The organism is Pelagivirga sediminicola (assembly GCF_003072125.1).
Taxonomy (GTDB): Bacteria; Pseudomonadota; Alphaproteobacteria; order Rhodobacterales; family Rhodobacteraceae; genus Roseovarius; species Roseovarius sediminicola.
In genome coordinates this window covers 7,501-30,574 of the sequence record NZ_QCYH01000003.1, presented here as the reverse complement: position 1 = coordinate 30,574, position 23,074 = coordinate 7,501, and the positions used below count along the sequence as shown (strand labels likewise).

Annotated in this window: 19 protein-coding genes (1 of these 19 cut by a window edge); 15 read left to right on the top strand and 4 right to left on the bottom strand. The window is 65.4% G+C overall.

Going from position 1 to position 23,074, the window contains the following annotated elements:
• Position 1 precedes the first annotated feature (1 nt).
• The gene (locus DC366_RS06445) at positions 2-301 is read right to left on the bottom strand and encodes a hypothetical protein (RefSeq protein ID WP_108691403.1); all 300 of its coding nucleotides are present in this window, start codon (positions 299-301) and stop codon (positions 2-4) included.
• Positions 302-559: 258 nt separating this feature from the next.
• Here DC366_RS06445 and clpB point away from each other — a divergent pair, with 258 nt between their 5' ends.
• Entirely contained in the window at positions 560-3,178 is a 2,619-nt protein-coding gene (gene clpB, locus DC366_RS06440) for an ATP-dependent chaperone ClpB (protein WP_108691700.1), read from the top strand.
• Between the two features lie 82 nt (positions 3,179-3,260).
• Here clpB and DC366_RS06435 read toward each other — a convergent pair whose 3' ends face one another.
• Together DC366_RS06435 and DC366_RS06430 are read right to left on the bottom strand one after the other, a co-directional pair.
• Positions 3,261-3,938, bottom strand: coding sequence for a DUF1028 domain-containing protein (locus DC366_RS06435; RefSeq protein WP_108691402.1), 678 nt, complete (start codon positions 3,936-3,938; stop codon positions 3,261-3,263).
• On the bottom strand, positions 3,935-4,870 hold the full coding sequence (locus DC366_RS06430) for an N-carbamoyl-D-amino-acid hydrolase (protein WP_108691401.1): 936 nt from the start codon (positions 4,868-4,870) through the stop codon (positions 3,935-3,937). Before DC366_RS06430 ends, DC366_RS06435 begins: the two co-directional genes overlap by 4 nt.
• Before the next feature lie 99 nt (positions 4,871-4,969).
• Between DC366_RS06430 and DC366_RS06425 the strand changes: the two genes are divergently transcribed.
• From DC366_RS06425 to DC366_RS06375, 11 genes are all read left to right on the top strand, one after another.
• Positions 4,970-5,875: a LysR substrate-binding domain-containing protein gene (locus DC366_RS06425; protein ID WP_108691400.1), complete on the top strand. Its 906-nt coding sequence runs from the start codon at positions 4,970-4,972 to the stop codon at positions 5,873-5,875.
• A gap of 141 nt (positions 5,876-6,016) precedes the next feature.
• The gene (locus tag DC366_RS06420; protein WP_108691399.1) at positions 6,017-7,093 is read left to right on the top strand and encodes an ABC transporter ATP-binding protein; all 1,077 of its coding nucleotides are present in this window, start codon (positions 6,017-6,019) and stop codon (positions 7,091-7,093) included.
• 76 nt (positions 7,094-7,169) lie between these two features.
• Positions 7,170-8,312: an extracellular solute-binding protein gene (locus tag DC366_RS06415; RefSeq protein WP_108691398.1), complete on the top strand. Its 1,143-nt coding sequence runs from the start codon at positions 7,170-7,172 to the stop codon at positions 8,310-8,312.
• 65 nt (positions 8,313-8,377) lie between these two features.
• A complete protein-coding gene (locus tag DC366_RS06410) occupies positions 8,378-9,220 on the top strand; it encodes an ABC transporter permease (RefSeq protein WP_108691397.1) in 843 nt (280 codons plus the stop codon).
• Positions 9,220-10,005 carry an ABC transporter permease gene (locus tag DC366_RS06405; protein ID WP_108691396.1) on the top strand — a complete coding sequence of 262 codons (786 nt, stop codon included), beginning with the start codon at positions 9,220-9,222 and terminating at the stop codon, positions 10,003-10,005. The genes DC366_RS06410 and DC366_RS06405 overlap by 1 nt, the downstream gene beginning before the upstream one ends.
• The gene (locus DC366_RS06400) at positions 10,002-11,372 is read left to right on the top strand and encodes an amidohydrolase family protein (protein WP_108691395.1); all 1,371 of its coding nucleotides are present in this window, start codon (positions 10,002-10,004) and stop codon (positions 11,370-11,372) included. The genes DC366_RS06405 and DC366_RS06400 overlap by 4 nt, the downstream gene beginning before the upstream one ends.
• Before the next feature lie 19 nt (positions 11,373-11,391).
• Positions 11,392-12,150 (top strand): DUF1028 domain-containing protein, encoded by a 759-nt coding sequence (locus DC366_RS06395; protein ID WP_108691394.1) that lies wholly within the window; start codon positions 11,392-11,394, stop codon positions 12,148-12,150.
• 21 nt (positions 12,151-12,171) lie between these two features.
• Positions 12,172-13,470 (top strand): NAD(P)/FAD-dependent oxidoreductase, encoded by a 1,299-nt coding sequence (locus DC366_RS06390; RefSeq protein WP_108691393.1) that lies wholly within the window; start codon positions 12,172-12,174, stop codon positions 13,468-13,470.
• A gap of 4 nt (positions 13,471-13,474) precedes the next feature.
• The gene (gene hydA, locus DC366_RS06385; protein WP_165802861.1) at positions 13,475-14,923 is read left to right on the top strand and encodes a dihydropyrimidinase; all 1,449 of its coding nucleotides are present in this window, start codon (positions 13,475-13,477) and stop codon (positions 14,921-14,923) included.
• Complete coding sequence (locus DC366_RS06380) at positions 14,920-15,570, top strand: aspartate/glutamate racemase family protein (protein WP_243405056.1); 651 nt, start codon at positions 14,920-14,922, stop codon at positions 15,568-15,570. Before hydA ends, DC366_RS06380 begins: the two co-directional genes overlap by 4 nt.
• Before the next feature lie 90 nt (positions 15,571-15,660).
• The gene (locus tag DC366_RS06375; protein WP_108691391.1) at positions 15,661-17,217 is read left to right on the top strand and encodes an MATE family efflux transporter; all 1,557 of its coding nucleotides are present in this window, start codon (positions 15,661-15,663) and stop codon (positions 17,215-17,217) included.
• A 19-nt stretch (positions 17,218-17,236) separates the two neighbouring features.
• On the opposite strand, the gene DC366_RS06370 is transcribed toward DC366_RS06375, so the two are convergent.
• Positions 17,237-18,910 (bottom strand): FMN-binding glutamate synthase family protein, encoded by a 1,674-nt coding sequence (locus DC366_RS06370; protein WP_243405055.1) that lies wholly within the window; start codon positions 18,908-18,910, stop codon positions 17,237-17,239.
• Positions 18,911-19,156: 246 nt separating this feature from the next.
• Here DC366_RS06370 and DC366_RS06365 point away from each other — a divergent pair, with 246 nt between their 5' ends.
• From DC366_RS06365 to DC366_RS06355, 3 genes are all read left to right on the top strand, one after another.
• Positions 19,157-21,223 (top strand): glycosyltransferase family 2 protein, encoded by a 2,067-nt coding sequence (locus DC366_RS06365; protein WP_108691390.1) that lies wholly within the window; start codon positions 19,157-19,159, stop codon positions 21,221-21,223.
• Positions 21,224-21,227: 4 nt separating this feature from the next.
• On the top strand, positions 21,228-22,142 hold the full coding sequence (locus DC366_RS06360) for a hypothetical protein (RefSeq protein WP_108691389.1): 915 nt from the start codon (positions 21,228-21,230) through the stop codon (positions 22,140-22,142).
• Between the two features lie 144 nt (positions 22,143-22,286).
• Positions 22,287-23,074: the 5' portion of a hypothetical protein gene (locus DC366_RS06355; RefSeq protein WP_243405054.1), read on the top strand. The gene runs 70 nt beyond the window's last position; 788 of the gene's 858 nt are visible here — the first part of the coding sequence; its start codon is at positions 22,287-22,289; its stop codon lies off the right edge, out of view.

Genomic DNA, 23,074 nt, shown 5'->3' with positions numbered 1-23,074 from the left:
ATCAGGCGGCGGCATTGCCCAGAAGACGGCTCAGCAGGGATTTCTGACTGGCATCGGCGACAACAGCCTTGGTCGGCGTTGCGTGCTGCAAGCGAATTCCGCCGGTCGCGGCCTTGTGGGCGTTACGGGCGGCCTGCATCAGACCCCGTGCGATCAGCCCATATTCGGCGTACAAGGGCGCGGCGACCTGCGCGGGGTAGGAGAATACGTCACCCCCGTCATGGATTTTTACCAGCGTTTCGAACGCGCCATGCTCGGGGTTATAGCGCACGTTCTCGAACTGAATTTTTTCGATCTTCATCGGACTGCTCCTTGTGAAAACCGGCCTGTAGGCCCGGCGAGGCGGTGTTTTTTTCCTGTCTGCCTCTTGTGGATAACTATGCCCGCCCTGTCGCGGTTTCATCACAGGTTACAAAAAGTTTACCTTGGCCGCGTTTTCGCACTTGGCCATCTTGAAGCGCGCAGGGGCGTTGCCCAAATACAACTGGAGGTTTCCGAACCGCGTATGCCTGTCCGCAGGGTGCGCCCCCGGAATGACGCTTGTAAAAGGAGAATGACGATGGACTTGAACAAGTTCACGGAACGGTCGCGCGGGTTCATTCAGGCTGCCCAGACCATCGCGATGCGCGAAAGCCACCAGCGGCTGACGCCGGAACACCTGCTCAAGGCGCTGCTGGACGACGCAGAGGGCCTTGCCGCCAACCTGATCCGCCGCTCGGGCGGTGCGCCTGACCGCGTGCAGCAGGCCGTGGATCTGGCCGTGTCCAAGATCCCCCAGGTGCAGGGCGACGCAGGCCAGACATATATGGACCAGCAGACCGGCAAGGTTCTGGCCGAGGCCGAGAAGCTGGCGACGAAGGCCAAGGACAGTTTCGTTCCGGTGGAGCGGCTGCTTCAGGCGCTGGCGATGGTAAAATCCCCCGCCAAGGAGGCTTTGGAGGCTGGCAAGGTATCGGCGCAGACGCTGAACGAGGCGATCAACGACATCCGCAAGGGCCGCACGGCCGATTCGGCCAGTGCCGAGGACACCTATGAGGCGCTTGAGAAATACGCGACCGACCTGACCGCCGCCGCCGAGGAGGGCAAGATCGACCCCATCATCGGCCGCGACGACGAGATCAGGCGCGCCATGCAGGTGCTGAGCCGCCGAACCAAGAACAACCCCGTTCTGATCGGTGAGCCGGGCGTCGGCAAGACGGCGATTGCCGAGGGCTTGGCCCTGCGCATCGTCAATGGTGACGTGCCTGAAAGCCTTGCCAACAAGCGGCTGCTCAGCCTCGATATGGGCGCGCTGATTGCGGGTGCCAAATATCGCGGCGAGTTTGAGGAGCGGCTGAAATCCGTCCTCAATGAAGTGACCGCAGCGGCGGGCGAAATCATCCTGTTCATCGACGAAATGCACACGCTGATCGGCGCGGGCAAGGGCGATGGCGCGATGGATGCGGCAAACCTGATCAAGCCTGCGCTGGCGCGCGGCGAATTGCACTGCATCGGCGCGACCACGCTTGATGAGTATCGCAAGCACGTGGAAAAGGACGCGGCCCTTGCCCGCCGGTTCCAGCCGCTTGTCGTGCAGGAGCCGACGGTCGAGGACACGATCAGCATCCTGCGCGGGATCAAGGAAAAGTACGAGCTGCACCACGGCGTGCGGATCTCGGACTCGGCGCTGGTGACTGCGGCGACGCTGTCGCACCGCTATATCACCGACCGTTTCCTGCCCGACAAGGCGATCGACCTGATGGACGAGGCCGCCAGCCGTCTGCGCATGGAGGTGGACTCCAAGCCCGAGGAGTTGGATGCGCTGGACCGCGAAATCCTGCAAAAGCAGATCGAGGCCGAGGCGCTGAAGAAAGAGGATGACACCGCGTCCAAGGACCGTCTGGTCAAGCTGGAGAAGGAACTGGCCGACCTGCAGGAACGCTCTGCCGAGATGACCGCCAAATGGCAGGCCGAGCGTGACAAGCTGGCCGGTGCGCGCGACATCAAGGAAAAGCTGGACCGCGCCCGGATCGATCTGGACCACGCCAAGCGCGCGGGCGATCTGGCCAAGGCTGGCGAGCTGTCCTACGGCGTCATTCCGGGACTGGAAAAGCAGCTGGCCGAGGCCGAGCAGTCGGAATCTGACGGTGTCATGGTCGAAGAGGCTGTGCGCCCCGAGCAGATTGCGCAGGTGGTCGAGCGGTGGACGGGCATCCCCGTCGCCAAGATGCTGGAAGGCGAGCGCGAGAAGCTGCTGAACATGGAGGCCGGGCTGCACAAGCGCGTCATCGGTCAGGATACCGCCGTGCGCGCCGTGGCAAATGCCGTGCGCCGGGCGCGTGCCGGGCTGCATGACGAAAACCGGCCCCTGGGCAGTTTCCTCTTTCTCGGGCCGACCGGCGTGGGCAAGACCGAGCTGACAAAGGCTGTGGCCGAATTCCTGTTCGATGACGACAACGCCATGGTGCGCATCGACATGTCGGAGTTCATGGAAAAGCACAGCGTCAGCCGTCTGATCGGCGCCCCTCCGGGCTATGTCGGGTATGACGAGGGCGGCGTGTTGACCGAGGCCGTGCGCCGACGCCCCTATCAGGTGGTGCTGTTCGACGAGGTCGAGAAGGCGCATCCGGACGTGTTCAACGTGCTGCTGCAGGTTCTCGATGACGGCGTTCTGACCGACGGTCAGGGGCATCGTGTCGACTTCAAGCAGACGCTGATCGTGCTGACGTCGAACCTTGGGTCGCAGGCGCTGAGCCAGCTTCCCGAGGGGGCCGACGTGGCCGAGGCAAAGCGCAGCGTGAACGAGGCGGTGCGCGCCCATTTCCGGCCCGAGTTCCTGAACCGGCTGGACGAGATCGTCATTTTCGACCGGCTCAGCCGCGAGAACATGACGGGCATCGTCGATGTGCAGCTGGAGCGCCTCAAGAAGCGTCTGGCCGCCCGCAAGATCACGCTGGATCTGGACGAAGGGGCCAAGAAATGGCTGGCCGACGAGGGCTATGATCCGGTGTTCGGGGCGCGTCCGCTCAAGCGGGTGCTGCAACGGGCCATTCAGGATCCGCTGGCCGAACTGCTGCTGGCCGGTGACGTGCTGGACGACAGCACGGTGAAGATCACCGCGGGCGCCGACGGCCTGATTATCGGCGACCGGGTGGGCAGCACCAAGCGCCAGCCGCCTGAAGATGCGGTTGTTCACTAAGGCGTTTCGCCTTTAGCCTGAGCCATCGGCTAGAGCGAACGCTTCAAGAAACTCAGCCGCGCATGTCACCATGCGCGGTTTTTCATGTCTGGCGCCCTTCGACATCCGCCGAGGAGGGCGCGTTATCGGGGTCGAGCGCGCGAATGCGATAGGCGGGCGCCTTGGGCAGCCAGTCCTCCAGCAACCGGCCCATATCCGCCAGCGGATCGGTCGAAAAATCGACCCGCAGATCGACCTCCTTCAGATCATCCGCGCCCATTACCACAAGGGCCGCCGATTGCAGCGGCTCGCGCTCGCTGCCCGCGGTCTCGCCCGCGCGAATGGCGGCCAGAAGGCGCTGCGCCAGCGGGCCGTCGCTGTTCTCGAACGTGTTGATCATGGTCGGCATCACCCGGTCCGAGCCAAGGAAATTGCCCAAGGCCAGCGAATGGGCGCCAGCCTGCGCGCCGCAATGGGCAAGGCAGGACGCGCCGGTATGATGGGTCGCCGCGCCCGCCATCGGGAACACCGCAAGCTGGCGCCAATGCGACGCAACCGCGTGCTCCTTCATCGCGTTCAGCGCCTGCCTTGCATCTCCGGGCGCCTTGCGCCACGCGTCCAGCCCCGCGGCGTGCAGCCGCGGATCGGTGCGCGCCTGCGAGAAGATGACGACGCCGTCCGATACCATCCCGACGCGCGCGCCGACGCAGACCGACGAGGTCGCGACGACATAGCCGATCTGACCTGAATTGGGGCACCGGCCCGCCAGCGAGAAGGTCATTCGGGGATCTCCACGCCGGTCTGCTGGGTGATCGGCCCGTAATGTTCGATGCGCCGGTGCCGCGCGAAATCAAAGACCGAGCGGCGGATATAGGCGCCCATGTCCAGATCGCAATTATGGGTGATGACCTCGTCATCCTCGCTGGCGGCGCGCGCCACAACCTCGCCCGTGGGCGCCACGATCATCGAGCCGCCGATCATCGCAAAGCCGTCCTCGGCCCCGCATTTGGCGGCGCCCATGACCCAGGCGCCGTTCTGGTAGGCCGCCGATTCAAGCGACAGGCGATGGTGGAATTCGCGCAGGTAAGCCGGTTCGTGATGGTGGATGTTGCGGGTGGGCGTGTTGTAGCCCAGCATGAACACCTCGGCCCCGCGCAGGGCCATGACGCGGAATGTCTCGGGCCAGCGGCGGTCGTTGCAGATGCACATGCCGAACCGGCCCGAGGGCGTGGCGAAGGTGGGAAAGCCCAGATCGCCGACCTCGAAATACCGTTTCTCCAGATGCTCGAATTCCAGATCGCCGATGGGCTCGGCCGTGCCGGGCAGGTGGATCTTGCGGTATTTTCCCAAGATATCACCGTTCGGCCCGACCAGAACCGAGCTGTTGAAGCGCCGCGTGCGCCCGTCCTGCTGCACCTTTTCGGCATAGCCAAGGTAGAAGCCCACGCCCAGATCGCGGGCCGCGTCAAACAGCGGCACCATCGCGGGCGAGGGCAGCCCCTCTTCGAAGAACACGTCGTATTCCTCGGGCGTGTCGTAGATATAGCGCGGGAAAAACGTGGTCAGCGCCAGTTCGGGGAAGGTCACCCATGTCGCGCCGCGCCCATGCGCCTCGCGCAGCATGTCGATCAGGCGGTTCACGGTGCGGGCCCTGGAATCGGCCAGATGGATCGGGCCCAGCTGAGCGACGGCAAAGACCTCGTGGCGTTTCATGGCGTTCTCCTGATTGCCGGTATCCCCAATTTGCTAGACAGCCCGCCTATCAGTGTGAAATAAAATTTCATGGGCATGTGATAAGCGGGGGTTATTGGCGTGATCAATGCAAGGCAGCTCGAAGTGCTCTGCGCCGTGATCGAGGTGGGCACCACCGCCAAGGCGGCCGAGCTTTTGTCAGTCAGTCAGCCCGCCGTCAGCAACATGGTGCGCCATATCGAAACACTGGCCGGTTTCGCCCTGTTCGAGCGCGAGCGCGGCCGCCTGATCCCCACGCCCGAGGCGCGCCACATCGCGCAGGAGGCGCAGCATCTGTTCATGCAGCAGCGCCGCGTGTCCTCGATCATAGACGAGCTGCGCGACGGCACCACCGGGCGGCTGAGCATCGTGGCGACGCCGTCGCTGGGGCAGATCGTGCTGCCCCCGGTGCTGGCCAGCTTTCTGGAAGATCGCCCGCACCTGAACGTGTCGGTCGATCTGGGTCATACGGACCAGATCGCCAACCGGCTGGTCAGCGGGCAGGCCGATCTGGGCCTGTCGATAAGTCAGCCCAGCCATTCAGCCCTTACGGTCAAGCCCATTGCGCAAGGTCAGTTGCTGTGTGTCTGCCCAGAGGGCCATGAGATTGCATTGTCCCAGGTGGTCGATATCGGCGATCTCAGCCATACGCGTCACATCTCGTACTCCGCCGAGACGCCGCTGGGCCGCCTGATCGATTCGGAGTTCTTTCGCCGCGGGCTTCGGCGGCGGTATTTTCTGGAGGTGCGCCATACCATCGCCGCGCTGGAGATGGTGCGCAGCGGAATCGGGGTGGCGCTGGTCGACAGTTTCGCGCTGGCCGGGCGCGATCTGAAGGGGATCGCGATCCGCCCCGTGGCGCCGGCCATGCCGCTCAAGGCGCATTCGGCCACGTCAAACCTTTTTCCCACGTCCCGCGTCGCGATGGAATTTCAATCCTTTTTCCGCAGACATGTCGCCGATCATCTGCAGGATGTGCTAGCGTAATCGGGTCGCAGGATATAATGCGCGATTATACACGCAGCCCGGTTTTTTATTTTAATGTTGTCCGGCGCTGTGCTTTTCATGATCGGGTCGCCCGGCTTGCCGGACCATCCTGACCCCTGCAGAAAGACCTGAATTGCCAAGATGACCGATCCGATCCTGACCATTTCGCGCGCGACCAAGCGCTATGGGCCGGTCCACGCGCTGGACCGTGTCGATCTGACCGTCGAGGAGGGCGAATTCCTGACGCTGCTCGGCCCGTCCGGATCAGGCAAGACGACGCTGCTGTCGGCGATTGCCGGATTTGCGCCGCTCAGCGAGGGGCGCATCGATCTGCGCGGCCGCGACATCACGTCCGAGCCGCCCGAGCATCGCGATTTCGGCATGGTGTTTCAGGGCTATGCGCTGTTCCCGACGATGACGGTGCGCGACAACATCGCCTTTCCGCTGAAGGTGCGCAAACGCCCCGCGTCCGAGATCAAGAAGCGCGTGGAATACTGCCTTGGCCTCGTGCAGATGGAGGATTTCGCCGATCGCATGCCCAGCCAGATGTCCGGCGGGCAGCAGCAGCGCATCGCGCTGGCGCGCGCGCTGTCGTTCGAGCCGCAGGTTCTGCTGCTGGACGAGCCGCTGTCGGCGCTGGACAAGAAGCTGCGCGCGGATCTTCAGTGGGAGCTGAAATCTCTGCATGACAGTCTGGGCGTCACGTTCATCTATGTCACCCACGATCAGGACGAGGCGCTGTCGATGTCGGACCGCGTCGTGATCCTCAAGGACGGGCGCATCCAGCAGCAGGGCGTGCCCGATGCGCTCTATAATCATCCACGCAACCGTTTTGTCGCGGATTTTCTCGGCAAGTCGAATTTCATGGACCTGCCGGTGCGCGGGCGCGAGGGCGATGCACTGACATGTGCCGTCGGCGACACGCAGTTCCCCGTCGAGGCGCCCGGCGCCGAGGTGCGCGGCGATGTGCTGAACCTTGCGCTGCGCCCCGAGCGGATCCGCCTTGGCGCGCCCGGCGAGGAGATGCTGGATGGCACCATCCGGCAGGTCAGCTATCTGGGCGAGCGGTGTCTTGTCATGGTCGATCATGACGTCATCGGCCCGCTGCTGATTTCGCAGGCGACGTGGAAAGAGGGCGTGACGCCGCGCGCCGGGCTGCCGGTCAGCTTTGGCTGGGACAGCGATGCCTGCGTCGTGATGGAAGCAGAGCCGGCCTGACGGGGCCGGCTCCGAGAACAACCCAAGAGGCCGCAGCGCAACGCACGCCCGGCCCGCCAACAAAGGAGAGGATACCATGACCATTTTCAAGGACACCACCGACCATCAGGCCAAGGCCGACCTGATCGAGATCGCCGCCCACAAATACAAGGAAGGCACGCTGACGCGGCGCGGCTTCCTGTCGGCAATGGCCGCGCTGGGCGCGCTGCCGATGCTGGGCAGCAAGGCGATGGCGCAGGCCAAGGAGATCGTCGTCGTCAATTGGGGCGGCGAGGCGTCCGAGGTGCTGCAGGAGGTCATGGCCGACACCTACACCAAGGAAACCGGCATCCCGGTCGTCGTCGACGGCTCCGGCCCCTCGGGCGGCAAGATCCGCGCGATGGTGGAAAGCGGCGCGGTGGTCTGGGATCTGTGCGACAGCGGCATGGGCACCGCGATCATCCTGCAGGAGCAGGGCGTGATCCAGCCGATCAACTACGACATCGTCGACCGCTCTGCCGTGCTGGAGCAGGCGGCGTATGAATACGCGGTCGGCAATTATGTCTATTCCTATGTTCTGTGCTCGAACCCCAAGCTGCTGGGCGGCAACGCGCCCCAGACATGGGAGGATGTCTGGAACGTCAAGGATTTCCCCGGCATGCGGACGTTCCGCAAATCTGTGCGCGGGATGCTGGAATCGGCCACCATGGCGCAGGGCGTGCCCATGAACGAGGTCTATGACGTACTGCGCACCGAGGACGGCATCAACGCCGGCATCGACAAGTTCCGCCAGCTGCGCGAGAACATCATCGTCTGGGGCTCGGGCAGTGCCAGCCAGAACCTGTTCCTGCAGGAAGAGGTTGCCATCGGCAACATCTGGTCCACGCGCGGCCAGCTGTTGATGGAGCAGATGGACGAGGGCGCCTTTCAGATGTCGTTCGACGGCGGTGTGATCGCCCCCGGCATGTGGGTCGTGCCCAAGGACAACCCGGCAGGCAGCGACGAGGTGATGAAATTCATCCGCCACGCGCAGGACCCGCAGCTTCAGGTCGAATGGCTGAAAAAGATCGGCTCGGGCCCGGCGAACCCGGCCGCGGCCGAGCTGGTGCCCGAAGAGCTGAAGAAGTGGAACCCGTCCAGCCCCGAAAACCTGGCCCTGCAGATCTTCTATGACGATGAGTGGTACGGCATGCATCAGGTCGAGGCCGAGGAAAAATACATCGACGCGCTGATCAACTGATCGCGCCGGGGGGGCCGGGCGCGCATCCGGCCCCTCATCCGCACGAGACCCGCCCGGAGGCTTTCATGTTCCGCATGTCCGACGCTTTGAGATACTGGTTTCTGGTGCTGCCGGCGCTGGCGATCATGATCGTGTTCTACATCTGGCCGCTCCTGGGCATCTGGCAGATCTCCCTGACCGAGCCGAAGCCGGGCGTGGCCAACTATACGGAAATGTTCGATTCCACCGCCGTTCAGACCAGCTTCATCCTGACCTTTCGCATCGCGATCCTGACCACGATCGGCTGCCTGATCCTGGGCTATATCGTGGCCTATGTGATCAGCAATTTCGCCCGCCGGGCCAAGCCCCTGATGGTGGCGCTGGTGCTCTTGCCGTTCTGGGTGTCGGTGCTGATCCGGTCGTTTTCGTGGATCGTGCTGCTGGGCCGGTCCGGGATCGTCAACGATACGCTGATGGCGACAGGGATCACCGACAGTCCCATGCGCCTGATGCATAACGAATTCGGCGTGGTGATCGCGATGATTCACGTGATGCTGCCCTTTGCCGTGCTGCCGATGATGGCCAACATGCGCGGCATCTCGGGCGCCTATGTGGATGCGGCGCGCGGGCTGGGCGCGGGCGAATGGACCGCGTTCCGGCAGGTCTACTTTCCGCAGACGATGCCGGGCGTGATGTCGGGCGCGCTGCTGGTCTTCGTGCTGTCGCTGGGGTTCTATATCACGCCGGCCCTGCTGGGCGGCGGGCGCGTTCTGATGATCTCGGAATACATCACCTACCAAATTCAGGAGTTCCTGAACTGGGGACTCGGCTCGGCGCTGTCGGTCGCGCTGCTGGTGGCGACGGCGGTCGTGATCGCGATCGCCGCGCGTTTTGTCAACCTGCGCAGCGCTCTGTTGGAGCGGAACTGATGAAGACGTCCGGTTTCCGCATCTTCTTCATGACCGGCGCGTGGATGGTTCTGGCCTTCCTTTTGCTGCCGATCCTCGTGGTGATCCCCGTGTCGCTGACCGATACCAGCTATATCGGGCTGCCGAAGGAAAGCCTGTCGCTGCAGCATTATGTTGCCTATTTTCAGGATCCCCGCTGGCTGTCCGCGACATGGACCAGCATCTGGATCGGGCTGGTCGTGGCGGTGTGTGCAACGGCGCTGGGCACGGCGTTCGCCATCGGCTGCTGGTTCCTGTCGAACCGCGCCAGCACGATTGCGCGCTGGATCCTCATCACGCCCATTCTGGTGCCACCGGTGGTGCAGTCGCTGGGCTTTTACCGCTTTTGGGTGACGCTGGGCCTGATCGACACGCATGTCGGCGTGATCCTGGCGCATACGCTGCTGGCGCTGCCTTATGTGTCGATCTCGGTCTTTGCGGCGCTGGCCAATCTGGACCCGCGCATCCCGCAGGCGGCGCGCAGTCTGGGCGCGTCGGTGTGGCAGACGGTGCGCTCCGTGGTGCTGCCCGCCGCGATGCCGGGGATGGTGACGGGCGGGATCTTTGCCTTCATCGTCAGCTTTGACGAGATTGTCGGCGTCCTGTTCATCACCGTGCGCAACGTGTCCACCCTGCCCAAGAAGATCTGGGAGGGGATTCAGGAGAATATCGACCCCACCATCGCATCGGTCGCGACGATGCTGGTGCTGCTGACGCTGGTTGCCACCGCCGTGGTCATCTGGCGCGGCCGGGAAGGCGCGAAATGAGCGGACGCTACCTGCTGCATGGCGGGCTGCATGTGGCGCATGAGGGGCGCGCGCCCGTCCTGCGCGGCGGCGCCATCGCCATCGAGGGCGGGCGCATCATCGCCATCCGCGATACGCTGGAGGGCACCGAGTTCGAGGAGTTCGAGGCCATCGACATGACCGGGCGCCTCATCAGCCCCGGTTTCATCAACAGCCATACCCATGCCGTTCTTCTGGCCCTGCGCGGCACGGTCGAGGATATCGAGGGCAATCTGGTCTATCAGTACATGGTGCCCGCGTCCTACCTGCTGGAGCCGCAGGAGCGCGCCGCGATCGCGCGCCTTGCCTGCGCCGAGGCGATCCGCTGCGGCACCACGACGATGGTCGATCCGCTGCGCCATGTCGCAGATTACGCGCCCGCGATGATCGACACCGGCATGCGCCTGTGGCTGGCCGAAAGCTGCGCGGATGCGGTGACGACCGAGGTTGGCAGCGGCACCTATCGCTTTGACCGCGAGTTCGGCGAGGCGTTCCTGGGCCGCACCCGCGATCTGATCGAGCGGTTTCACGGCACCGAGGATGACCGCGTGCGCGTGATGATCGCGGCCCACGCGCCGGACAATTGCAGCCCCTGGATGCTGGGGCAACTGGCGACGCTGGCGCGCAAGCACGATCTGCGCCGCACCATACATCTCAGCCAGATCATCAGCGAGAAACAGCAGGTCGAGGCGCTGCATGGCTGCACCTCGACCGAGTATCTGTCGCAGAACGATTTTCTGGGCGATGACCTGCTGGCCGTGCATTGGACCTTCTGCAGCGAATCGGATGTCGAAACGCTGGCGCGCACCGGCACGCGGCTGGTCCATTCGCCTGCGTCGATGTCGGCGAAGGGGCCGCATCCCCTGCCGATGAAGGCGATACTGGATGCCGGCGTGCGCATTTCCGTCGGCACCGACAACATGACCGAGGATATGTTCCAGTCGATGAAATCGGCGCTGATGCTGCACCGGGGCGCCTATGGCCGGTCGGTCACGCCGGGGCCGGGTGACGTGTTCAACTACGCCACGCTGAACGGCGCCGAGGCGCTGGCCCATGACGGGATCGGCAGCATTGCCGTGGGCAAATGCGCCGATCTGGCGGTGATCGATCTGCAAACGCCGGTGATGGCGCCGCGCCTGTCGGCGATCTCGAACCTCGTCCATTACGGACATCCCGGCATCGTGACCGATACGATGGTCGCCGGTCGGTTCCTGATGCGGGACCGCCAGCTTGTCACGATGGACGAAGGCGCTGCCGTGGCCGAGGGGCAGGCGGCGACCGATGCGATGTGGGAGCGTTTCGCCCAAAGCGGCGCAAGCGTTCCGATGCCGGTGCGTGATCCGGTGTGACGGCAGAAGGGGGAATGTCATGACATTTTCGATCATCGGCAGATGTGCGCAAACCGGCGCTTTCGGGGCGGCGATCACCACGTCGGATCTTGCGGTGGGATCGCGCTGCGTGCGGCTGGCCCATGGCAAGGGCGCGGTGCTGTCGCAGCACCGGACCGACAGCCGGCTGGGCGATCTGGGGATCGCGCTGCTCAAGGATGGCAAGGACGCAAATGACGTGGTGGCCAAGGTCTGCGCCTCGACCGAGCATATCGACTGGCGCCAGGTTGGCGTGCTGGACGCGACCGGGCGCGCGGCGGTGTATCACGGGCGGCGCATGTACTCGATCTATTCGCATACCGCCGGGCAGGATTGTCTGGCGCTGGGCAACATCCTGGACAACGACAACGTCACCGCCGCCATGGCCGCCGCGTTCGAGCAGGCCGCAGGCAGCCCGCTGGCGGCGCGCCTGATGGCCGCGCTGGAGGCCGGCCGCGACGCGGGCGGCGAGGTGGCGGGGCGGCTGCAATCGGCGGCCCTGCGCGTGTCGGGCGAGCATGGGATCGACGCCTATGATCTGCGCGTCGATATCTCGGACGGGGACGCGGTGGCCGATCTGCGCCGTCTTTACGCCGCCTACCAGGAGCGCGAGGCGCGTTTGCGCACCGTTGCGCTGACGCCCGATCAGGTGCCGGTGTCGCGCGCACTGTTCACCGCCAGCGTTCAGCGCATCGCCGATCTGGGGCTGGAGGCGCGGTTTCCCGTGGCGCGCAACGCGGATAACTGGACAATGCAGTAACCCAAGGTGCCGGAGGCGCGGATGTCGTTCGTGGGCGAGAGCAATTATTGGCTGGACACCGCGGGCCCCGCGCCCACGGACGAGGGCCGGGCCATGCCCGCCAAGGTTGACGTGGCCGTTGTCGGCGCGGGGTATACCGGGCTGGCCGCCGCGCTGTCTCTGGCGCGCGCGGGCCGCAGCGTTGCGGTGTTCGACGCCGAGGCCGTCGGCTTTGGCGCGTCCTCGCGCAATGGCGGCATGGTGGGGCCGGGCCTGCACAAGCTGGGTATTGGCGGCCTTGTGCGCACCTACGGCGAAGAGCGCGCCATCGCCATTCTGGGCGAGGGGCTGAAGGCGCTTGACCATCTGGAGGGGTTCGTTGCCGAGGAGGGCATCGATTGCGATCTGGCGATGACCGGCCGGTTTCGCGGCGCGCGCACGGCGGCGCAATACGAGGCGTCGGGCCGCGAATGTGACTGGCTGCAGGCCAAGATCGGCCTGCCGACCCATCACGTCAGCCGCGCGGACCAGCGCAGCGAGATCGGCAGCGATTTCTATCGCGGCGGCGTGGTTTACGAGCGTGACGGCGGGGTGAACCCGCGCAAGCTGCTGCTGGGATTGGCGGCGCGGGCGGCGGAGGCGGGCGTGCAGATCATCGCGCCTTGCGCCGTGACCGGGCTGCAGCGCGATGGGTCCGTGCACACCGTGCAGACCGCGCGCGGCGCGGTCGAGGCGCGCGAGGTGGTGCTGGCGACCAACGGCTACAGTGACGCGCGCAGCGCCGCGCTCAGCCGCCGGGTGGTGCCGCTGGAGACGGGCGCCTGCGCCGTCGGCCCGCTCAGCCCCGAGCAGATGGCCGAGCTGACGCCCAAGGGCCGGATGCATGGCGAGACGGGGCGCGTGTTCATGTGGTATCGCCCCACGCCGGACGGGCGATCGTTCATTTTCGGGGGCCGTTTCGGCGCGGGCGGAATGGGGCTGGAGGCGCGGCGCCGTGCCTTTCGCCGGGCGATCTGCCGGGTGTTTCCGCAGCTGGAGACCGCGCCGATATCGCATGTCTGGTCCGGCCAGATCGCCTATACCGCCGACCATTCGCCGCATCTGGGCCAGCATGACGACGTCTGGATGGCGGGCGGATATTGCGGATCGGGCGTGACGCGCAGCCTTTACTTCGGCTCGAAACTGGCGCGGCGGATGCTGGGGCAGGCGGATGCGGACACCGCCTTCGATACGCTGCCGTTCAAACCGGTGCCGCTGCGACCGCTGGCGCCATTGGCGGCGGGGATGCTGGTGCGCTGGTACCAGATGCAGGACAATCGCGAATTGCGGGCAAGGGAGTAGGGCGGTGGAGTTCGATACGGTCATTCACGGCGGCACGATCGTCACTGCGTCCGAGCGCTATGCCGGCGATATCGGCATCACCGATGGTCGCATCTGCGCGGTGGCCGAGCGACTGGCGGGCGGCACCCGGCGGATCGACGCGGGCGGGCGGCTGGTCATGCCCGGCGGGATCGAGGCGCATGCCCATATCGCGCAGGAAAGCGCATCGGGCATCATGACGGCGGACGGGTATCTGTCCGGCTCGATCTCGGCGGCGTTCGGTGGCAATTCGTCCTTCATCCCCTTCGCCGCCCAGCACCGGGGACAATCCATCGACGACGTGATCGCCACCTATGACGCGCGCGCCCGGCCATCGGTGATCGATTATTCCTGGCACCTGATCGTGTCCGACCCGACCGAGGAGGTGCTGCACGATCAGCTTCCCCGCGCGTTTGCCCGCGGGATCACGTCGCTCAAGGTGTTCACGACCTATGATCTGCTGAATATCGGCGATGCCGGGATGCTGGATATTCTGAGCGTGGCCCGCGATCATGGCGCGCTGACGATGGTGCATGCGGAAAATCACGCGATGGTCGCCTGGATGAACGGCGAGCTGGGCGCGCGCGGTCTGACTGCGCCGAAATATCATGCGCTGTCGCGCCCCGAACTGGCCGAGGAGGAGGCGATCAACCGCGCCATCACGCTGGCGCAGCTGTCCGGTGCACCGCTGTTTGTCGTGCATGTCTCGACCGCGGGCGGCGCCGCGCGGGTGCAGCGCGCGCGGGGCGAGGGCGGGCAGGTCTTTGCCGAGACATGCCCGCAATACCTGGCCCTGACGCGCGACGATCTGGACCGGCCCGGCATGGAGGGCGCGAAATTCATCTGCTCGCCGCCGCTGCGCGATGCGGCCACGCAGGACGCGCTGTGGCGGCATGTGCAGACCGGCACCTTCGATAGCGTCAGCTCGGACCATGCGCCTTACCGCTTTGACGGGACGGGCAAGCTGATGCACGGGCAGGGCGCGCCCTATCCCAAGATCGCCAACGGCATGCCGGGGATCGCGGCGCGGCTGCCGTGGCTGTTCTCCGAAGGCGTGGTGAAAGGGCGGCTGCGGCTGGAGGATTTCGTCGCGCTGACCTCCACCAATGCCGCGCGGATCTTTGGCGCCGCGAAAAAGGGGCGGATCACGCCGGGGATGGATGCCGATATCGCGATCTGGAACCCTGAAGCGGTGCGCAAGGTGACACTGGCCGATCAGCATGACAACATGGATTTCACGCCTTTCGAGGGGATGGAGCTGACCGGCGTGCCCGAAATTGTGATGACGCGCGGCGAAGTCATTGTCGCGCATGGCACGCTGCATGGAAAGGAAGGGCAGGGACGCTTCTTTGCGCGCGCGCCGATGGGCCGGACCGGACGCCCCGGCATGCCCGTCAAGGAGGTGGAGTTGATGCGGGCGGGGGCCGGGCAATGATCGGGCCGATCCTGTTCATCAACCCAAATTCGTCGCAGGCGGTGATGGATGGCATCATGGCCGCGCTCGCGCCTCTTGCACTGCGCGCCGGCCCTGCGTTCGAGGCGGTGTCGGTCGCGCGTGGCCCAGCGACAATCGCCAGCGCCGGGGACGCGGCGCGCGCCGCGGTGCATGTGGCCGATGTGGCGCGCAGCCGCCCCGATTGCAGTGCTTTCGTGATCGCGTGCTTTTCCGATCCGGGGCTGGAGGCCGCGCGCGAGGCGGTGCCGCAGCCGGTGTTGGGCCTGCAGGAGGCGGGCGTTCTGTCGGCGCTGGGACGCGCCGATCTGTTCGGCATCATCGCCCTGGGGCCGCGATCGGTTGCGCGGCACCGGCTGCGCCTGCGGCAGATGGGCGTGCTGGAGCGTATGGTCGGCGAGCTGCCGCTGGACAATGCATCAGCGGCCGAGGTGGGCACGTCGGATGCGGTTTTCGAGCAGACCGTGCAACTGGGCGAGCGTCTGAAGGGGCGGGGCGCGGGCGCGCTGGTACTGGGCTGCGCCGGGTTCGCGCCGCGGCGCGCGGCGCTGGAGGCGCGGCTGGGCATGGCGGTGATAGACCCGGTGCAGGCGGCGGGCGCGATGGCGCTGGGGGCCGTGCTGCGCTAAGGCTGGCTTGCCGCGTCGGGCGCTGGTCCTAAGTCAAGAGCCTTGGCCTTGTGCCCAGTTCCGAAACCCCCGGCCAACGAGGCAAGCCCGATGAGCGATTCAACTAATGTGGCGCGCGTGGGCGCCAAGGCCGGCAGGCTGGACCTGACGGGCGGCGCGATCGCGCCGACGATGATCCTGTTCGCGCTGCCGACGCTGGCGTCGTCCGTGCTGCAATCGCTGAACGGGTCGATCAACGCGGTCTGGGTCGGCCGGTTTCTGGGCGAGGAGGCGCTGGCGGCCACGACCAACGGCAACCTCGTGATGTTCCTGCTGGTGTCCTTCGTCTTTGGCTTTGGCATGGCGGCGACCATCCTGATCGGGCAGGCCATGGGCCGCCGCGCGCCGCAGGATGCGCGCCGCGCCGTGGGCACGGCGCTGGGCGCGATCATACCGCTCAGCGCGGCGATTGCGGTGCTGGGCTATGTCTATGCGCCGCCGTTGCTGGATCTGCTGGGAACGCCGGGGGACGCGGCGCCGCTGGCGCTTACCTATCTGCGCATCATCTTCGTGGCGATGCCGACGGGGCTGACATTCACGCTGTTGATGATGGCGCTGCGCGGCACGGGCGATTCGATGACGCCGCTTTATTTCATGTGCGTGTCGGTGGGGCTGGACATCGTGATGAACCCGCTGCTGATCCTGGGGCTGGGCCCGTTTCCGGAGCTGGGCATCGCCGGATCGGCCCTGTCGACGGTGATCGGCAATACCGCCGCGCTGATCGGGCTGGTCGCGACGATCTATCTGCGCGGCTCGCCGCTGGCGCTGCGCGGGCCGGACCTGCGGCTGATCCTGCCGGATCCTGCGGTGCTGCGCCTGATGCTGGCCAAGGGGCTGCCCATCGGGCTTCAGATGATCGTGATCTCATCGGCGGCAATCACCATGCTGTCGCTGATCAACCGCGAGGGCGTGGCGACCGCCGCCGCCTATGGGGTGACGCAGCAGCTGTGGACCTATGTGCAGATGCCCGCGATGGCGCTGAGCGCCGCGGTCAGCGCCATGGCCGCGCAGAATATCGGCGCGGGTCAGTGGAACCGGGTCAGCGCGGTCACGAAATGGGGGCTGATTTTCAACCTTGGTCTGACCGGGACGCTGATTGCGGTCCTGACGATCTTTGATCGCGCGGCGCTGAGCCTTTTCGTGGGCCGCGACAGCGAGGCGTTGCCCATCGGGCGCCACATTCAGCTGATGGCGACGTGGGGCTATCTGTTTTTCGGCGTGGCACAGGTGCTGTTCGGTACGATGCGCGCCAATGGCTATGTGATCGCGCCGCTGCTGGTGATGGTCGTGGCGATGTATCCCGTGCGGCTGGGCTTTGCGTTCGGGTTCTATCCGGTGCTGGAGGCCGATGCGCTGTGGCTGTCCTTTCCGGCGGGCATGGTGGCGACGGCGCTGATGGCGGGCGCGCTCTATCTGCGGGGCGGCTGGCGCAAGGTTGCGATGACGCCCGTGGGCGAGGCGGCGCAGGGCGGTGTCTACCGCGAGGCCACGGGATCATGCACGCCCGGCGCCGGTGTCGAGGCGGAGGCGGGATGTTACCGCGCGGCCGCAGAGCCGGGCGAGATGCGGCGCGCGGCCAGCGGCGCGGCGGCGGCGGGCCAGCCCTGACAGGCGCGGTCGGGCGCGGTCAGGACAGCGCGACGTTCTGGTTCTTCTTGGCGCGGCGGCGCACCAGATCGGTGGCCGGATCGAAGCTGCCGGGTTGCGCGGCGGCCCACCAGTCGGAATACAGCGTATCTTCGGGCGCCTCGTTCAGGATTTTCTCGGGCAGGAAGGAATGGATCAGGTCCATCGGCAGCGCGGCCTCCGGCCCGACGCGGTGCATCAGGTGGTGCGGCTGCAGCTCGCAGGGATGTTTCAGCCCGGCGGCGGCGACCATGTCGATCAGCGCATCCACCGTCTTTTGCTGGAACCGGGCCGAGCGGATGCCCTGCACCTCCGGGATCAGGCCGCGCTGGCGTGCGGCGTTCTGCGTGGCGACGCCGGTGGGGCAGGTGTCCAGATGGCAGCGCTGCGACTGGATGCAGCCGACCGACATCATGAAGGACCGCGCCGCGTTGCACCAATCGGCCCCCAGGGCGATGTTGTGCGCAAGACCCATGCCGGAATAGATCTTGCCGCTGCCGGCCAGCTTGATGTCATCTTTCAGACCGCAGCCGACCAGCGCGTTGCGCATCAGGATCAGCCCCTCGGTCAGGGGCATTCCGACCCAGTCGGACAGCTCGACCGGGGCGGCGCCGGTGCCGCCCTCGCCGCCGTCGACGACGATGAATTCGGGGCGGATGCCGGTCTGAAGGATCGCCTTCATGATGGCGAACACCTCGTATGGTTGGCCGATGCACAGCTTCAGCCCGACCGGCTTGCCGCCTGACAGCTCGCGCATCTGCCCGGCGAATTCCAGCATCTCTATCGGGGTCGAGAACGCCCTGTGCCCGCGCGGCGACAGGCAATCCTTGCCCTGCTCGATACCGCGCACGCGCGCGATCTCGGCCGTGACCTTGGCGCCGGGCAGCATGCCGCCATGGCCGGGTTTCGCGCCTTGGCTCAGCTTGATCTCGGTCATCTTGACCTGATCGCGCTGGGCGGTGTCCCGGAACATCGCGGGGTCGAAACTGCCGTCCTTGGTGCGCGCGCCGAAATAGCCCGAGCCAAGCTCCCACACCAGATCGCCGCCATGCTTTGTGTGGTGATCGCTGACGCCGCCCTCGCCGGTGTCGTGGTAATAATTGCCGCGTTTGGCGCCGATGTTCAGCGCCTGGATGGCATTGGCCGACAGCGAGCCAAAGCTCATCGCCGAGACGTTAAGCACCGAGGCCGAGTAGGGCTGCGCCGTCTGGGAATTGCCGACATGCACGCGCGGATTGCTTTCGGGATGATCCTCGGGCGCGATGGAGTGCATGAGCCAGTGGTAATTGTTTGCGTTGGTGTCCCGCTCGGTCCCGAAGGGGACCGTGTCGGTCCAGCCGCGGGCACGGGCATGGACAAGGTTGCGCGCATCGAAGGAATAGGGCGTGCCGGTCAGATCATCCTCGACGATATAGGTGTGCAGGTAGGGCCGCAGCTTGTAAAACAGCCAGCGGATGCGCCCGGCGACGGGATAGTTGCGCGTGATCGTCCAGGTCTTTTGATGGCGGTCATAAAGGCCGAGCGCCACGATCGGCAGCGTCACGACCAGCAGCCACAGCCAGGCGGGATTGATCCACGCCAGCGCGATGGCCAGGACGGACAGTGCCAGTGCAGTGACGGGAATGACTGCGCGTTTGATCGTGTCGAGCATCTGGCCCTCTTTGTTCATTTCCATGGATGATCCGGCATCTGGCCGCTAAGGGTAGGCCATGCGCGCCCAGTTGCAACGCCCTTTGCGCAAGGGCCGGGTCCGGCGCCGCCGCGTGCGTCGTGGCGTTTGCGAAACAACAACCACATTTCTATTGTTCTGTTGCCACAATTTGCCGCTAAACGGTATAGTAACGCAAACGCGACAGGGCGGCAGGGCAGGCCGTAACGCTCATGTCGCGGCAATGACACGGCGCGGCGCAAAGTTGGACGAATGGCACAGCAGGCAGCAGATGACAGCCCGGAAACACCCAGGTGGCTGGACGATCTTCGTCCCGGCGCCGAGGGCGAGGGATTTTTCGAAAAGAACCTGCGACACTCGCTGATGTTCGTCAAACGGCCCAGCGACCGCTTGCTGGTGACGTTCGACAACCTGTCGAACGTGGGCGACCAGTCCGTCATGCGCGAGCCATGGGCCTACAAGTTCGCCTCGGACGGCGGATATTCGCATCTGGGCGTCATGGCGCATGTCAGTGACTGGTATCGCGACGGCGATCTGATCCGCCGCTTTGAGGGACTGGTCGCGCAAGGGTTCTTTGAAGGATACGAGCGTGTTGTCTTTGCCGGGGTCTCCATGGGCGGCTATGCCGCGCTGGCGTTCTCGTCACTGGTGCCGGGCGCGCATGTGGTTGCGATCAACCCGCAAACCACGCTGGATCCCGATCTGGTTCCGTGGGAGACGCGCTATGAAAACGGGCGGCGCCAGGACTGGACCTTGCCGCTGGCCGATGGCGCGGCGCTGACGCAGGGCGCGGGGCGGGTGAACATCTTTTACGATCCGCATTTCGAGCTGGACCGGAAACATGTGGACCGCCTTGGCGGGGACAATATCCGCATCTTCAAATGCTGGTTTTCCCGTCACAAGACGGCGGTGTTCCTGCGCAAGATCGGCGCGCTCAAGGCGGTGATGGCGCAGTGCATCATGGACGAGCTGACCGAGCCGGAGTTCTATCGCCTCTATCGCGAGCGGCGGTATCTGCCGTGGTATCGCGGCGCGCTGTCGGGATATTTCCGCGACAGCGGGCGCGAGGCGCTGGCCGACAACATCGACAAGGCATTCCGCCGGCGCCTGCGCAAGAAGGCGCGCCGCGCCGCGCAGGAGGCAGCCACTGAGGCGCCCGAGGGTGCAGCCACCTCAACCCCTGCCGTGCCCGCCCCTGTCGCCGAGACCGCGCCGCGCCCGGCGAAAGAGGACCGCGCCCGGATCAAGCGCGCGAACGTGCCCACGGACGGCACCAAGGCCGCGATCCGCCTGCCCGAAGGCGCCGGAGGACGCGCGCCGGACAAGGGGCTGGGCCTGAAAAGCGTGATCGTCACCACCATGAAGAACGAAGGCCCCTTCATGTTGGAATGGATCGCCTATAACCGCGTGATCGGCTTTACCGATTTTCTGATCTATACGAACGATTGCGCCGACGGCACCGACCTGATCGCCAAGCGGCTGGAAGAGTTGAAGCTGGCGCATCACCGCGAGAACCCGCTGAAGGAGGGCATCAGCCCTCAGCGCACGGCGCTGCGCGATTCCGCCAAGCAAAAGGTCGCGCAAGAGGCGGACTGGCTGCTCTGCGCGGATTGCGACGAATTTCTCAACGTGCGCGTCGGCAAGGGGCGGCTGGATGATCTGTATGCCGCCGTCGGCGACGCGGACGGCATTTCGGTCTGCTGGAAGCTTTTCGGCAACAGCGGGCAGGTCGAATACAGCGAGGCCCCCGTGATCGAGCAGTTCGACCGCGCGCTGGGCGAAGATGAGTATCCCAACTATCGCGCCTTCGGAATGAAGACGCTGGCGCGCAACAACGACCGCTTTGCGCATCTGCGGGTGCATCGGCCGCTCTTTCATCTGGATCGCGGCGATGTCGCCTGGGTGGATGGCGGCGGCAAACCGATGCCGGAGGCCTATCTGGATCAGGGCTGGAAGGCGTATCGCGGATTCAGCCACGATTATGCGCGCCTGCATCATTACGCCGTCCGGTCGGTCGACAGCTTTCTGGTCAAGCGTGATCGCGGGCGCACCAACCACACCGATGACGATCAGGGCATCACCTATTGGACCGAGATGAACTTCAACAGCGAGACCGACAGGGCGCTGCATGTTCATCTGCCTGCGCTGCGCAGGGAACTTGCCGCGATGCTGGCGGACCCGGAACTGGCGCGCCTGCACGAGGCGGCTGTCGCATGGCACCGCGCCAAGATCGCAGAGTTGCGCCGGCGCGAGGGATGGGACGGCTTCCGCGACGCGATCACCGGGATCAACGCGGCGCCGCAGATGCAGGACAGCTGATCCGATGCCAGCCCAGACGCCCGAGGTCGTCATCCATGGCGGCGTGCACAAGACGGCGACCAGCCACATACAATCGATCCTGCAGCGCAATGCCGGCAAGCTGCGCAAAAGCGGCGTGCATTACGTGCATCATCGCGACACGCGCAAGGAATACACCGTTCCGATCCAGCTGAACCAGTATCGCAAGCCCCGCGTTACCGACAGCGAGCTGGTGCAGAAGTCGCGCGATTTCTTTGGCAAGATCGGGGCCGGGCCGGGCGAACGGATCGTGCTGTCGGACGAGAACATGCCCGGCCATTGCGGCCATTGCGTGCGCGATGGCGGATTGTATCTGCGCAGCGATGTGCTGCTGCCGCTTTTTGCCAAGCATATTCCCTATCCGGTGACAGAGTTGCATCTGGCGGTGCGCGACTATGCCGATTTCTTTGCCTCGGCCTTTATAGAGTTCCTGCGCTCGGCCACCGGCGACAACCTGATCACCGAGGCCACGATGAAGCGGGCGGTGCTGTCGAACCTGCCCAATTGGGCGGGCTTCATCGACTTTGCGCTCGCGTGTTTTCCCGACGCCCAATTGGTGATCTGGCGGCACGAGGATTTCGGCGCGCTGTCGGACACCGTCATCGGCAATCTGTGCGGGCCGGGCATCGACGTGGCGTCGCTCGCAGCGCCGCAGCGCAAGCGCGGCCGCCCGTCCGCCAGCCACCGCGCCGTTCAGGAGCTGCTGATCGAGATTGAGCGCAACGGCGGCGACGCGGCGCTGGCGCGGCGGGTCGAGATCCAGGACGCCTATCCGCGCGGCCCGGATTATCCCGGCTATGACCCGTGGAGCGCGGATGAGCGCGCGCATCTGGCCCGGCTATACGACAAGGACACGGCCGAGATCGCCCTGCGCGAGCGGGTCACGCTGCTGCGGCCATGAGGGCGGCGCTTGAAAGAACAGTCACCGGTGCCGCTTGGGAACTGCGCAAGATTACGCGGCTGGCGGCGCTGGCATATCTTCGCGATCAGCCAAGGCGTGCGCGGGCGCACATAAATTACGGTCAAACGGGGGCAATTCCAAGCCATGAGTAAACTACGTCATATCGCCATGCTGTGGGTCGAAGGCCCGCTGAGCTATGTCGAACAGCTTTGCGTTCAGTCGTTCCTGGACGCGGGCCACGAGGTCACGCTGTATCATTACGGCCCCGTCACCCGCGTGCCCGACGGCGCGGCGGTGGTGCATGGCGATGCGATCCTCAAGCGCGACGAGTTCATCCAGCACGGGCGCACCGGCAGCCTTGCGCTGTTCTCGGACGTGTTCCGCTATCATCTGCTGGCGCAGTCCGACCGCACCATCTGGGCTGACACCGACGCCTATTGCGTGAAGCCGTTCCGGACCGAGACGGGCCATTATTATGGCTGGGAAAGCAACAAGCACATCAATGGCGGCGTTCTGGGTCTGCCAAAGGACAGCCCGGCCCTGGCCGGTCTGCTGGAGATGACCCGCGATGAATACGGCATCCCCGAATGGTTCGAGGACGGCGAAAAGACGAAGCTGCAAAAGCTGGCCGATGCGGGCACCCCGGTGCATTGCAGCGAGATGCAGTGGGGCGTTTGGGGTCCGCATGCCGTCACGCATTATCTGCACAAGACGGGCGAGGACAAATACGCCCTGCCGATCGAAGTGCTCTACCCGATCGGGTTCAAGAATCGCCGCCACATGGTCAAGGCCGCACGTCTCGCCTCTGCCGAAAGCTGCCTGACGGATGCGACGACGTCGATCCACCTTTACGGGCGGCGCATCCGCCGGTTCCTGTCGTCGCGCCCGGGCGGGATGCCAGACAAGGGCGGATTGATCGAAAAGCTGCTCAG